Here is a 13,201-nt window from a genome sequence, read left to right on the forward strand (position 1 = left end):
AATTACATTTTTTTTTCATCAATATTTTCAAAGGAAACACATCCCAACCTGTGATTATTATTTTTAAACTAAAAGCGGCTTAAAAATATTTATTTAACCGGATTTTAGTATGTTTTCAATGAATAACTTATTGAAAGTACATGTTTTAAAAATATTGCTTATTCCGCAAATTTAACATTTAATTTTCTATTTCAAATAGTTTATAAAAGAAAATTGGAGTAATATATTGTCGAATAATAACAAGTGGTTGATTTTCAGATATATATAAAGCATCCTAACCATCAACAGGTAATGTTAAATTTACTTAATACTCCACTTTTTCAGATTACTTTCAGCCTGATTAATAAGGAATTATATTCAGACTAATTCTCCATATAAATCAAATTCTTCAGCGGAAGTAATTTTAACATCTGCAAACTCTCCTATTGAAATGTAAGTATCTTCAGCAGAAACCAGTACGGTATTATCTACATCCGGAGAATCATACTCTGTTCTTCCGATAAAATAGTTCCCTTCTTTACGGTCAAAAACACATCTGAATACTTTACCTATCTTCTCCTGATTCTTTTCCCAGGAAATCTGGGACTGAAGCTCCATGATCTCTTCTACCCGTGCTTCTTTCACCTCCTGCGGAATATTATCTTCCAGAACATAGGCAGTCGTATTTTCTTCATGGGAATAGGTGAAACATCCCAATCTGTCAAATCTCTGTTCTCTCACCCAGTCTTTAAGCTCCTGGAATCTTTCTTCTGTTTCTCCGGGATATCCTACAATAAGCGTGGTTCTGATTGCCATATCAGGAACTTTCTCTCTGAATTTTCCTAACAGAGCATCTGTTTTTTCATGAGTGGTTCCTCTCTTCATTGATTTTAACAGATCAGAATTGATGTGCTGCAGAGGAATATCTATATAGTTACAAACCTTAGGTTCTTCACGGATAATATCCAGAACATCTTCAGGGAAACCGCTTGGGAAAGCATAATGAAGACGGATCCACTCCACTCCTTCTACTTTTACCAGTTCTTTCAAAAGATCTCCCAATGCTCTCTTTTTATAAAGATCCAATCCGTAGTAAGTAAGATCCTGAGCGATAAGAATTAATTCTTTGGTTCCTTTCTTTGCTAATTTCTGAGCTTCGGAAACCAGTTTTTCGATAGGTGTAGAAATGTGACCTCCTCTCATCAACGGAATAGCACAGAAAGAACATGGTCTGTCGCATCCTTCAGAGATTTTAAGGTAGGCATAATGCTTTGGCGTAGTGGTAAGTCTTTCCCCTACCAATTCATGTTTGTAATCAGCCCCCAGGTGTTTTAACAGAACCGGAAGATCTCTTGTTCCGAAATACTGATCTACGTCAGGAATTTCTTTTACCAAATCCGGCTTGTATCTTTCTGAAAGGCATCCGGTAACAAATACTTTTTCTACCTCGCCTCTGTTTTTTGCTTCTACATAATCAAGGATGGTATTGATGGATTCTTCTTTGGCATTATCAATAAATCCGCAGGTATTGATGACCACAATGTCCCCACGGTCTTCGTGAACCACTTCTTTACCATTGGCTTTCAGCTGGCTCATTAATACTTCAGAATCATATACATTCTTGGAACATCCAAGAGTGACTACATTGATTTTCTTCTTCCCTACAGATTTTGTACGCATCTTTTTGATTTTGAGTCTGCAAAGATACGAAATATTAGAGAGTTCGTATTAAAAAATAAAAACCACTTTAGAAAAGTGGTTTTCAGTACATTCTTTTAAAAGTTTTTTTCTCTGAAGCCGGGGGCATTCTGATCTTTATCTGATAATACAGCATCTTTCTCGTCTACTTTCCAGTCTATATTGAGATCCGGATCATTGAATTTCACACTGCCTTCAGATTCTTTATTGTAAAAGTTATCGCATTTATAAGAGAATACGGCATGGGTACTCAATACTGAAAATCCATGTCCGAAACCTCTTGGCACGTATAGCTGTAATTTATTTTCAGCGGTAAGTTCAATCCCGAACCACTTCCCGAATGTAGGAGAATCTTCTCTAAGGTCTACCGCTACATCCCATACGCTTCCTTCAAGACATGACACCAGTTTTGCCTGCGCATGTTCGCCTTTTTGAAGGTGAAGCCCTCTTAGTACTCCATAGGATGATTTAGAGATATTGTCCTGTACAAAATGGCCATTCATCCCGGTGAGTTCTTCAAATCTTTTTTCGTTGAACTTTTCAAAAAAGTAACCTCTTTCGTCTTCAAAAACGGTAGGCTCTATGATGTAACAATCTTTAAGCGGGGTTTCTTTAATTTTCATGATAGTGAAAAAATTCTATTTCAATAGGGTTATTAATGTTTTAAATAAAATCTTTACATCGTTTTTGAAAGACATATTTTCAAAATAATCCAGATTCATTTTTATTTTATTCGGAAATAATATTTCATCATTATATGCCAAGGGATTCTTCTGCTTCCTCAAAAGACTTTCCTCATCCCTGTATTTGATACTTGCTTCACAGGTGAGCCCCGGTTTGAGCTCCAAAACTTTTCTATCTGCTCCTACAAGCTTATCATAGTAGCCTTCAATATCTGGTCTTGGGCCTACAAAACTCATATCCCCCTTCAAAATATTAAATAACTGAGGAAATTCATCCAATTTAAATTTTCTGAGAGTCTGTCCTATTCCGGAACAGGTCCTCTTTTGTCCATGAATTGTTTTAAATTTATAAATGGTAAAAGATTTTCCATGTTGGCCTATTCTTTTTTGAAAAAAAATCCCGTTGGAAGAAGTATCCAGACTAGCAATGACAAATAAAATGATCAGTAAAGGCATAAGGAAAATGGTCAGCATTACCGCTAAGATAAAATCTAACACCACTTTCCAATAGGTATACCGATTCATAATTTCAAGAAAGATTAAATCCCGAAATAGTTACGGATGACATTTGCAATTCTATTTCTGTCTTCATCCGATAAGTTTGAACCTGAAGGAAGGCACAATCCATTATCAAATAGCTTTTCTGAAATATCCGTGCCATAATATGGTGCATTTTCAAAAACCGGTTGCAAATGCATTGGTTTCCAAAGAGGTCTTGACTCTATATTATCGTCTAAAAATGCATGTCTTAAACCTTCTCTGTCTTTCCCTGTCACTTGAGGATCAATAATTACCGCTGAAAGCCAGTGATTGGAATAATAGTCATCTCCCGGTTCTGTAAATACAGTTACTCCTTCTATATTTTTAAAAATCTCAATATAAAAATCATGCATGGCTCTACGGGCAGCAACTCTATCTTTAAGAACTTCCATTTGCCCTCTTCCTATTCCGGCCACAATATTACTCATTCTGTAGTTAAAACCAATATGTGAATGCTGATAATGAGGAGCATTATCTCTTGCCTGTGTGGAAAGAAAAACCGCTCTATCTTTATCTTCCTGAGTGTGACAAACCAAAGCACCTCCTCCTGAAGTGGTAATAATTTTGTTCCCATTAAAGCTCAGAATCCCAAAGCGTCCGAATATTCCACATGCTTTTCCCTGATAAGATGATCCCAGGGCTTCCGCTGCGTCTTCGATAATAGGAATCTGATATTCTGCAGCAATGGCTGTAATTTCATTCATTTTTGCAGGCATTCCATACAGATGGACTACAATAATTGCTTTTGGCTTTATTCCTTTTTGTATTCTGTCTTGAATTGCTTCTTTTAAAGCATCCGGACACATATTCCAGGTATCCGGCTCACTGTCAATAAAAACAGGAGTTGCACCGCAATAAGCAATAGGATTGGCTGATGCTGAAAATGTCATCGACTGACAGATGACCTCATCTCCATGTTCTACACCACATTCAATGAGGGCAAGATGTAATGCTGCTGTACCGGCAGAAAGAGCTGCGACTTTGGCATTTTCACCTAAAAATTTTTCCAGGTCATTTTCAAATCCGTTCACATTAGGTCCTAATGGAGCTACCCAGTTTTCTTCAAATGCTTCGTTGATGTATTTTAATTCGTTTCCTCCCATGTGGGGTGAGGAGAGCCATATTTTTTGTGACATTCTATGCTTTGTTTAATTTAAAACTACGATTATTTTAGTTTATCAGATTTATTATTTCTTTCAAATTATCTACTATAAATTTTGGCTTATGCTCCATAATACCATCAAAGTCCTGTTTATGAATATTTCTTCCTGCATCTTTCAGAGCAATGGTAACCCAGCCTAGTTTATTAGGGGCAATAAAATCCTTTTTAGTATTATCACCAATATAAAAATATTCCATATTTTCATTATCCATAAATATCTCAAAGTTTCTAAGATCAGGTTTTGTACTTCCAAACTCTTCTGAAATAACAATTTTATCAAAAAGGTCTTCAATATCCAAAGCCTTCAGTTTATTTCTTTGAGTCATAGATCTTCCATCTGAAATTAAACCCAGCTTATATGATTTTTCAGCAATGTAATTCAAAACTTCTCTTACATCTTTTCCTATTTTGATAGCAGGAAAATGATTTCTGTAAATATCCAGCAATTCTATTTTTGCACGGGAATATTTTTCTTCCAGCAGTCCAAAAACATCTTTGTTTTCATAATACCAATTCATCATATCCTGATATAGGCGATCCTTGTCTCCTCCACCAAGTAAATCTGCTATTTCACGATATGCAGATTCGAGATAATCGATCTCATACATTAATGTATCATCGAGATCAAAGATAATATATTTAGGCTTCATAATTTCGAACTAAAACCTCATCATCATAACGAAGCATTAATAAATTATCTTCCCAATCTTCAAAATAAGGGATATCATGACCCATAAAGTATTCCTTAAGCAGCCATTCAGGATAATTTGCCCCTGCAAGGTAGCTTAACGGGTATCCTCCTCCAAACCTAGGATTAATCTCTATTCCCACGATTCTTTTTTCTACGGGATGGAAAAAGAACTGCATTGTCAGGCATCCTATTGCTCCATCAATTTTGGGAAGGTTTCTCTTGATGTATTCAAGGATTTCATTTTTTTTTGTAACTCCTTTATTTACTTCACCTGCTCTTACAAAAATACGTTTACGAGGAACTACACATCTGAGTTCTCCGTGTTTATTGTAATAAGTATCTACCGTAAATTCATCATAAATCTGATGATCAATATATTCCATAAACATAAGTTTAGGATTTTGGAAATGATACTCCGTAAGGTCAGAAGCTTGCCGTATCAAAAAGGTATCTGCACTTAAAGATCCATCATAGGGTTTTATAAATAAGGGAAAGGTAAGATTATCTTTATCCAAATTTTTAGGAATATCAATATTATTCTCTGTGAAAAATTCGTTGATAACACGTTTATCCCTGCACTTTTTAATAAAGTCTAATGAAGAAACAATAGGGATGATTCCATTTTGTAAAAAAAGATCTTTATTTTCTGCCAATATTAATAATTCAGTATCAATGGTTGGAATAACCATTTTAATGTTCTTCTTTTTACAGATTTCCAACAATTCTGAAATATAACCCGGTGCTGTAACTCTGTCAATTTTTTCAAAACCATCTGAAACATGACAGGCAGGTGCAAGCACAGGATTAAGATCTACTGTAAATAATTTGGCATCAGGGTTTATCTTTCTTAGTTCTTTCTGAAATGCTCGAACCAGTGAAACTCTTTGTCCAGCAGAGCTTATAAGTATATTATTCATTATCTTTTTGTGTAAACATTTCCATAGTTGCTTGTCCTTCCTGAGAAATTCCTTCTCTTATAAAAACTTTTTTTATAGTAAGGAAAATTATCTTTAAATCAAGTAAAAAAGATATATGATCAACATACCATACATCCAGTTCAAATTTTTTCTTCCACGAGATCGCATTTCTTCCATTAACCTGCGCCCAACCAGTAATTCCTGGCCTTACCTGGTGTCTTCTTGCCTGTTCTTTTGTATATAAAGGTAAATATTGCATTAAAAGAGGTCTGGGCCCAATAAGCGCCATATCTCCTTTTAGTACGTTGATAAGTTGGGGAATCTCATCAAGAGATGTTTTGCGAACGAATAAACCGGCTGGTGTCAGTCTGTCTGCATCAGGCAAAAGATTTCCTTCTTTATCTTTCTTATCATTCATGGTTTTGAACTTTACAATCATAAAAGCATTACCATTTTTACCGGGGCGCTGTTGGAAGAAAAATGGTTTTCCCTGATTGGCAAAGGCCAAAGCGATCAATACCAAAACAAAAATCGGACTTAAAACAATCAAACCAATTAAAGCAAGGATGAAATCAATTAATCTCTTTAAAAAAAAACGATACATTTTTTTGTATTATTTTAAGCATTCATTATTTTATCATAAGAGCCCTTTACATGAAATTCTCTTTCTAAAAACTTCCGGCTATTTTTCCTTATATTCTCAAACATTTCATTTTCCATATCAGCTAGGGCGTCTATAGCTTTTACCATTTCATCTAAATTTCCGGATTGTACGGCAAATCCACATTTATTTTTCACAACATCAGATCCAATATCAGTGTGTATGTCTGTAGCTGTAAGTACCGGCATTGCAAATTCCAAATATGAAAGCAGCCTTGACGGATAATTAGGAATAACAAAGTCTTTATGCAAAAATATAAGTCCGATGTCACAGGATTGAACTAATAAGTCATAATCACTTTTAGGAACAGCAGACAGCAATATTGCATTTTTGGGTTGAAACCGGTCAAACCAGGTTTTGATTTTGGCAAATTCAGTTCCTGATCCTACAATCACAAAAAAAACTCTTTTATCTTCTGCTTTTGCGGCCAGCGTTTCTATAAGAAAATCTATTCCTTGAGGTTTTCCTAAATTCCCCCCATAAATAAAAATTTTTCTGTCAAATGGTATTCCGTATCTGGAGCGTATATTTCTTTGTTCTTCTCTGTCTTCATCTAAAGGAAATATTTGTATAGAATTCGGATTAACTTCTATTTTACCTTTTTCAATAAAAGAATTATGTTTCAATACAAATTGAACATTGGCTTCTGACATACATCCTATTTTGTCTGAAACCATATATAACTCTTTTTCTTTCTTTCTAAAATATTTGTATAAAACACTTCTATCAGACATTAGCTTCATATCCACTGCATTCTGTGGAAAAATATCTTTTAAAAGCAAATAGGTTCTGGCACCATCTCTTTTCTTAATATATTTAATCAGTGTGGTAAATGTAATGGGTGGTGTTGAATAAATAACTAAATCAAATTTTACCTTGAAATATTTTTTTATTGCTTTCAAGAATAATTTTTCAATTGTAAGAGTAGAAATTCCTTTTTCTATCAAATTCGTTTTCTGAATATTCAGCGTTTTAACATTCAGAAAGGTTACATTTCCTTCTTTTTTCAGATTGGTTTTCTGTCCCTCTCTTCTTTCCACAGGGCTTACGATAAATACATTATGATCATGACTTGAGAACTCACGCATCAAATCATGATAAATGCTTCGCTCCTGCAATGTATTTATTTTAACTAAAGTAAGAAACAATATATTCATAACTTATTTTTTACTCCAGACCACTCTGTTAATATAATCAGTATAACTTAAAATAATTCTTACGACTTTTTCTGATACATTAGGCATAGAGTAATCGGCAACCTGACGATAATTTCTTTCTGTACCTATTTTCTGTTGGTTCAGCTGAGCAAGGCCCTGTAAAATTCTTTCCGGAGATAGCCCCACCATCATTACGGATGCCTCTTCCATAGCTTCCGGTCTTTCATGGGCTTCTCTAATATTAAGAGCTCTAAAATTGAGAATTGATGATTCTTCTGAAATGGTACCTGAATCTGAAAGCACAGCATGACTTCTCATTTGAAGCGCGTTATAATCATGAAAACCTAATGGCTTTAAAAACTGAATCTCCGGTCTTACTTCCAATTGCATCTTATCAATCATATTTCTTGTTCTAGGGTGTGTAGATACAATGATAGGATATTGAAATGTTTCTGCAATAGCGTTAAGACTATCTATTAATCCTCTAAAGTTTTTATCAGAATTAATATTTTCTTCTCTATGAGATGACACCACAAAATACTTGCCTTCTTCAAGGTTAAGCCTTGAAAGAACATCTGAGCTTTTGATCCGAGGCAGATAGTGATTCAATACTTCATACATTGGAGATCCGGTTTTAATAATCCTGTCTGCAGGAAGTCCTTCTCTTAAAAGATATTCTCTGGCAATATCTGAATAGGTGAGATTAATGTCTGAAGTATGGTCTACAATTTTACGATTAGTTTCTTCCGGAACACGCTGATCAAAACATCTGTTCCCTGCTTCCATATGGAAAATAGGAATCTGTCTTTTTTTCGCAGGGATTGCGCAAAGACAAGAATTGGTATCTCCCAATACAAGGAAAGCATCCGGTTTCAGTTCTTCCAGCAGTGGATCTATTTTAATTAGAATATTTCCGACAGTTTCTGTTGCTGTTTTCCCTGCTGCTTCCAAAAAATAATCAGGCTTACGAAGTCCCAGGTCTTCAAAAAAAATCTGATTAAGTTCATAATCGTAGTTTTGTCCGGTGTGGACAATGATATGTTCTACAGCTTCGGAGGTATCCAAAGCAGACAATACTCTTGACAATCTAATGATTTCCGGTCGTGTTCCCACGACTGTCATTACTTTTAATTTCTTCATCATAACAAAATAAAATTATAGATATAGTTACTGCTGAAAAGCTCCAAAACTCCATGTTCCCAAATATATTGCCAGAAGTAAGAACCAACACACAGTACTGAATAAAAAACAAAAAAAATGGTAAATAATATATATTTTCCCTGAGGTACTTTATTTTAAACTTCCATAGATCCCTGTAATACAATAAAAATAACCCTACTCCCACTACTCCCATGCTCATAAGTATCTCAACAATGATATTATGTGGATACATTCCATCTTCAAAAAGAATACGGCCACCTAAAAAAATATTTTCTTTAAAAACATTCCAGCCTTTTAACAAAAAAAGAGACCTTCCGCTTCCATTCCCCTGAAAAAGGGCATTATACATTCTATCTACAAATTCAAAGTCTGATACCGATGTTTGTTTTAATAAATAAATACCGATCATAAAAATAAGAATAGAAAAGAATAAAGCAATCCAATATTTTAATTTATTTATATAGCAAAACAGGACCAGTACAATAATAAATGCCGCTAATATAGGGCTTCTTGCTGAAGAACTAAAGATGGTAAATATCCCAATGAATATTCCTAATACAGGTTTAATTTTTCCTTCAGATGACTGGAAATAATAATATAAGGAAATGATCAGCAGTGATAGCCCATAATGTCCCACATTAATATAGGAACTGGCAAATATTCCGCTTGACTTTTCAAAAGCTCTATAGACAATAATTGTATATAAACAACTTATTCCAAGTACAACCCATAAAAAATTAAAAATTATTCCATTCAGTCTTACTGCAATTTCCTTTGAAAAATTTATACTTAAAACAGCAATATATGGTATCAGATTCAGTCCTAAAATTCTTGCATAAATCTGATATTCATCACTGATTATTTTAGATAAAAAAAAATCATTTCTAAAACTATGTACTGCTTTACATAAATAAAATATCCAAAAAAGGGCAATACAAAAAACAGTTGATTTTCTTCTCTTTACATTTTCAAAGTTGAGATACAAAATGTACAAACTAAAAAAAAAGAAAATGATACGAAATGGAATAGAAAAAAAGTCATTTGAAATAAGGAAAGGACGTGCAAATGAGTAGAAAAATATATACCCAAAAGTCAGAAAAAAAATAAATCCTATATTGACTTTTTTTACGATTTCCATGTTCTTAGACATTTAAAAAATAGGTATCGGCATCTGCCGGATTAAAAGGTTCATTAATCCAAAAGATTGTATAAAGCTCTTCTTCTCCTATATTTTTAATATTATGGGTATACCAAACAGGCATATCCACATAAGCCGGTTCTGCACCGTCAAGATAAAAATCATGAACTTCATCAGTATCTATCTTTCTGAGCTGAATCAATGCTTTTCCTTTTATCACTGCGAACCTTTCTATTTTCCTTGTATGAAAATGATTTCCTCTGGTAATTCCCGGAACTGTTGTAGAAAAGGAACACTGTCCTCCTATTCCCAGCCTTATGACTTCCACAAAAGCTCCCCTGGGATCTGTATGTTGAGTGAATTTTACAGGATAGTGAGAAGGTATATCAAAATAGCATCTGAATGTATTGAAAAGGTTAAGATCAAATTTTGACTCTAATACAGGAATTTCTCCATTATCAAAATAAAGTTTTTTATAATTTTCCAATTTTCCGAGTACTTCTGAAACTTTATTTACTGAAGTATGAGAAACTTCGTAAACATTTTTTGTTTCTCCTGCTTCTATTTGATCAATAATTTCCTGAACCAATTCGCCTACATAAATCAACTTTACTTCTCCATCATGATCAATAACCGGAGTTTCTCCATGGGTAAGTTTATAACAGAAAGTTGCTATAAATGAATTGTAATTGGGCTTTCCAAAAGGTCCAAAGACATTGGGAATGATCATTCCTGTAAATTTTCCACCAGACTTCTGTGCCCATTCTGCAAAAATTTCCCGACCTTCTTTTTTAGATTTCCCATAAAGGTTGTCTCTTTCTTCCTGGGAAGAAGATGAAAAAAGTACATGGGCCTTGGAACCCGTTCTTTCTAATGATGCTGCCAGTTCTTTTACAAGTTTTACATTATTGTTATAAATAACTTCCTGATCCGGATGGCGATTCATTGCAGCAAGATGAACAATCACATCACACTGTTTTACAAATTCATCCAGTTTTTCCGGAGAGTCAAAGAATGTTTTATCAAAATCCACTCTTTGAAATTCTTCTGGCCTTAATCCTATCGTATTATATAAATGTGAACCAACAAAGCCATTCTGGCCTGTAATTCCAACTTTTTTCATCGTAATAATTTTTTAAAATAATTTATTTGAAACCGATAATCATCCTCTACCTCACCTAAAAGATGATCTACCATTATCATTAACTTTGAATTTCTTTCATTTGCCTGTATAGCACTGGCATATCCTGCGGGCATATATAACACATCCAGTTTATCTGCATTGAGCTCGAATTCCAGTATATCGGAATCTTCGGCCGGATTTTCCCAATCATTAATTTTGATCAATCTTAAGATAAAGCTTCCACATATAGCTGAAAACCATCTTCGCTCGATCTTGTGCCCCGTCCATCCTCTTATTAATTCTGTATCGGTATTTTCCAGACAATATATTCTTCTAATATTCTGAAGTACAAAATCATTATTATAAAAAAGTGCCCCTCTTTCATCAGTATATTTTCCTCCTTCTATGATTCTGGGAATATCCATGACCTATCTTATTTAGTCCGGATATTGCATGATATCTTCTCCCAAAACTTCTTTTCTGATCAATGGCAGTTTCAGTAATAGATTTTTCATACCCTCTACATCCTGTTGCTCCGTATTATGGGAATGATAATCTTCAATTTTAGAAATATCTTCTACTCCTTCAGAAAAATATTGAGCATAATTAAGATCCCTGTTATCAGCAGGTATTCTGTAAAAATCGCCCATATCCTCAGCCTTAATCATTTCTTCACGTGTACACAGGGTTTCGTATAATTTCTCACCATGTCTGGTACCTATGATTTTAACAGGATTATCTGCTTTAAACATTTCTTTCAGAGCGATAGCTAAATCCCCTATAGTTCCGGCAGGAGCTTTATTAACAAATAAGTCCCCAGGATTTCCATGTTCAAAAGCAAATAATACAAGATCTACCGCTTCTTCCAATGACATTAAAAATCTGGTCATATTCGGATCTGTTATTGTAATATCCTCTCCGCTTTTGATCTGTTTTATAAATAATGGAATCACAGAGCCTCTCGACGCCATTACATTACCATATCTTGTAAGACATACAACTGTATCTTCCAGATTTCTTGAGGCTGCAACCGCAACTTTTTCCATCATTGCTTTGGAAATTCCCATAGCATTGATAGGGTATGCCGCTTTGTCTGTACTTAAACAAATTACTTTTTTCACCTTATTAAAGGCTGCCGCATCAATTACATTTTGTGTTCCTTCTACATTGGTTTTTACGGCCTGCATTGGAAAGAACTCACAAGAAGGTACTTGCTTTAGTGCTGCAGCATGAAAAACATAATCTACACCTCTCATAGCAGGTTCCACACTTTTATAATCCCTTACATCTCCGATATAAAATTTCAGTTTATCATTTTTAAACTGGTTTCTCATATCATCCTGCTTCTTTTCATCACGAGAGAAGATTCTGATTTCTTTAAAATGTTCTGTATTTATAAACTTTCTTAAAACAGCAGTTCCAAATGAACCTGTTCCTCCGGTAATAAGAAGTATCTTATCTTTTATTTGCATATGTGTTTGTTCTATACGGCTTCAATCCCCATACGGGTAATATACATCCGTTATTTCTTTATTAGCTTTTCCTTTTCTTCAAAAGTAGGATAATTTATTAAAACAGCTTTATAAACTCCTTTAAATACAAACAAGCTTCCTGCCGCAACACCTATTATTCCATGTTTGTCAATAACCTGTTTTACATCATTTAGAGAACCTGCGCCACCTAACACTGTAAGAGGAAGGGATATCTTTTCTCTTATTTTATCAATAAGTCCCATATCATATCCTTTCATAACCCCATCCTGATCAATTGAATTGATCACAATTTCTCCGGCTCCTAATCTCTGCGCTTCTTCTACAAATTTAAAAGGATTAATTCCTGTAGATTTCTTTCCGTTATGGGTATAAACTTCATAACCGCCAAAAAGCTTTTTCTTTACATCCAAAACTACGATAACGCTCTGTGATCCTACTCTTTCTGCAATTTCGGTAATTAATTGAGGATTTTGCAGTACTGCTGAAGACAAAGCTATTTTCTCAATTCCCAATCCAAAAATTCTCTGAGCTTGCTCTACAGTTTTCACTCCACCACCATAGCATAAAGGCATTCTAGATTGGTTGGCAATTCTTTCAATCAGACTATAATTAGGTTCCAAACCTTTGGCAGTAGCATCAATATCAAAGATAGCAAGTTCATCAACTTCTTTTTCATTAAAAATTCTTACAGCATTGATAGGATCCCCTACATATTTTGGGGTTTTAAAATTAACTGTTTTTACAAGTCCGTTATCCTGGATCAGAAGACTCGGTATGATTCTTGGCCTTAGCATGTAT

Annotated in this window: 14 protein-coding genes; all 14 read right to left on the reverse strand. The window is 34.3% G+C overall.

The window, feature by feature from the left end; all coding sequences use genetic code 11:
• Positions 1-357: 357 nt before the first annotated feature.
• The 14 genes from rimO to BBI00_RS23335 all read right to left on the reverse strand — a co-directional run bounded on the left by rimO (position 358) and on the right by BBI00_RS23335 (position 13,197).
• Positions 358-1,659, reverse strand: coding sequence for a 30S ribosomal protein S12 methylthiotransferase RimO (rimO, locus tag BBI00_RS11845; protein ID WP_065398959.1), 1,302 nt, complete (start codon positions 1,657-1,659; stop codon positions 358-360).
• A 95-nt stretch (positions 1,660-1,754) separates the two neighbouring features.
• Positions 1,755-2,300 (reverse strand): dTDP-4-dehydrorhamnose 3,5-epimerase, encoded by a 546-nt coding sequence (gene rfbC, locus BBI00_RS11850; protein WP_065398960.1) that lies wholly within the window; start codon positions 2,298-2,300, stop codon positions 1,755-1,757.
• Positions 2,301-2,315: 15 nt separating this feature from the next.
• Positions 2,316-2,885, reverse strand: coding sequence for a sugar transferase (locus BBI00_RS11855; RefSeq protein WP_065398961.1), 570 nt, complete (start codon positions 2,883-2,885; stop codon positions 2,316-2,318).
• 14 nt (positions 2,886-2,899) lie between these two features.
• Positions 2,900-4,036: an aminotransferase class I/II-fold pyridoxal phosphate-dependent enzyme gene (locus BBI00_RS11860; protein WP_065398962.1), complete on the reverse strand. Its 1,137-nt coding sequence runs from the start codon at positions 4,034-4,036 to the stop codon at positions 2,900-2,902.
• 34 nt (positions 4,037-4,070) lie between these two features.
• Positions 4,071-4,712 (reverse strand): HAD family hydrolase, encoded by a 642-nt coding sequence (locus BBI00_RS11865; protein ID WP_065398963.1) that lies wholly within the window; start codon positions 4,710-4,712, stop codon positions 4,071-4,073.
• Positions 4,702-5,670, reverse strand: a complete 969-nt coding sequence (locus tag BBI00_RS11870; protein WP_065398964.1) for an ATP-grasp domain-containing protein — start codon at positions 5,668-5,670, stop codon at positions 4,702-4,704. Before BBI00_RS11870 ends, BBI00_RS11865 begins: the two co-directional genes overlap by 11 nt.
• On the reverse strand, positions 5,663-6,274 hold the full coding sequence (locus tag BBI00_RS11875) for a sugar transferase (RefSeq protein ID WP_065398965.1): 612 nt from the start codon (positions 6,272-6,274) through the stop codon (positions 5,663-5,665). The genes BBI00_RS11870 and BBI00_RS11875 overlap by 8 nt, the downstream gene beginning before the upstream one ends.
• Positions 6,275-6,288: 14 nt before the next feature.
• Positions 6,289-7,278, reverse strand: coding sequence for a glycosyltransferase family 4 protein (locus BBI00_RS11880; RefSeq protein WP_228394754.1), 990 nt, complete (start codon positions 7,276-7,278; stop codon positions 6,289-6,291).
• Positions 7,279-7,491: 213 nt separating this feature from the next.
• Complete coding sequence (gene wecB, locus BBI00_RS11885; protein ID WP_065398967.1) at positions 7,492-8,628, reverse strand: non-hydrolyzing UDP-N-acetylglucosamine 2-epimerase; 1,137 nt, start codon at positions 8,626-8,628, stop codon at positions 7,492-7,494.
• Positions 8,576-9,787, reverse strand: a complete 1,212-nt coding sequence (locus tag BBI00_RS11890; protein WP_123902270.1) for an O-antigen ligase family protein — start codon at positions 9,785-9,787, stop codon at positions 8,576-8,578. Before BBI00_RS11890 ends, wecB begins: the two co-directional genes overlap by 53 nt.
• Before the next feature lie 4 nt (positions 9,788-9,791).
• Positions 9,792-10,910 carry a polysaccharide biosynthesis C-terminal domain-containing protein gene (locus BBI00_RS11895; protein ID WP_065398969.1) on the reverse strand — a complete coding sequence of 373 codons (1,119 nt, stop codon included), beginning with the start codon at positions 10,908-10,910 and terminating at the stop codon, positions 9,792-9,794.
• Positions 10,907-11,335 (reverse strand): WxcM-like domain-containing protein, encoded by a 429-nt coding sequence (locus BBI00_RS11900; RefSeq protein ID WP_065398970.1) that lies wholly within the window; start codon positions 11,333-11,335, stop codon positions 10,907-10,909. The genes BBI00_RS11895 and BBI00_RS11900 overlap by 4 nt, the downstream gene beginning before the upstream one ends.
• A gap of 12 nt (positions 11,336-11,347) precedes the next feature.
• Positions 11,348-12,382, reverse strand: coding sequence for a polysaccharide biosynthesis protein (locus BBI00_RS11905; protein ID WP_065398971.1), 1,035 nt, complete (start codon positions 12,380-12,382; stop codon positions 11,348-11,350).
• Between the two features lie 50 nt (positions 12,383-12,432).
• Positions 12,433-13,197 (reverse strand): AglZ/HisF2 family acetamidino modification protein, encoded by a 765-nt coding sequence (locus BBI00_RS23335; RefSeq protein WP_065398972.1) that lies wholly within the window; start codon positions 13,195-13,197, stop codon positions 12,433-12,435.
• Positions 13,198-13,201: the final 4 nt, after the last annotated feature.

Source organism: Chryseobacterium arthrosphaerae (assembly GCF_001684965.1).
GTDB classification, from domain to species: domain Bacteria; phylum Bacteroidota; class Bacteroidia; order Flavobacteriales; family Weeksellaceae; genus Chryseobacterium; species Chryseobacterium arthrosphaerae.

Bases quoted from the DNA above. Each gene is read 5' to 3' on its own strand.
- BBI00_RS23335 (WP_065398972.1), bottom strand. From the start codon at position 13,197: ATGCTAAGGCCAAGAATCATACCGAGTCTTCTGATCCAGGATAACGGA.
- rfbC (WP_065398960.1), bottom strand. From the start codon at position 2,300: ATGAAAATTAAAGAAACCCCGCTTAAAGATTGTTACATCATAGAGCCT.
- BBI00_RS11855 (WP_065398961.1), bottom strand. From the start codon at position 2,885: ATGAATCGGTATACCTATTGGAAAGTGGTGTTAGATTTTATCTTAGCG.
- BBI00_RS11895 (WP_065398969.1), bottom strand. From the start codon at position 10,910: ATGAAAAAAGTTGGAATTACAGGCCAGAATGGCTTTGTTGGTTCACAT.
- rimO (WP_065398959.1), bottom strand. From the start codon at position 1,659: ATGCGTACAAAATCTGTAGGGAAGAAGAAAATCAATGTAGTCACTCTT.
- BBI00_RS11860 (WP_065398962.1), bottom strand. From the start codon at position 4,036: ATGTCACAAAAAATATGGCTCTCCTCACCCCACATGGGAGGAAACGAA.
- BBI00_RS11905 (WP_065398971.1), bottom strand. From the start codon at position 12,382: ATGCAAATAAAAGATAAGATACTTCTTATTACCGGAGGAACAGGTTCA.
- BBI00_RS11900 (WP_065398970.1), bottom strand. From the start codon at position 11,335: ATGGATATTCCCAGAATCATAGAAGGAGGAAAATATACTGATGAAAGA.
- BBI00_RS11865 (WP_065398963.1), bottom strand. From the start codon at position 4,712: ATGAAGCCTAAATATATTATCTTTGATCTCGATGATACATTAATGTAT.
- wecB (WP_065398967.1), bottom strand. From the start codon at position 8,628: ATGAAGAAATTAAAAGTAATGACAGTCGTGGGAACACGACCGGAAATC.
- BBI00_RS11875 (WP_065398965.1), bottom strand. From the start codon at position 6,274: ATGTATCGTTTTTTTTTAAAGAGATTAATTGATTTCATCCTTGCTTTA.
- BBI00_RS11890 (WP_123902270.1), bottom strand. From the start codon at position 9,787: ATGGAAATCGTAAAAAAAGTCAATATAGGATTTATTTTTTTTCTGACT.
- BBI00_RS11870 (WP_065398964.1), bottom strand. From the start codon at position 5,670: ATGAATAATATACTTATAAGCTCTGCTGGACAAAGAGTTTCACTGGTT.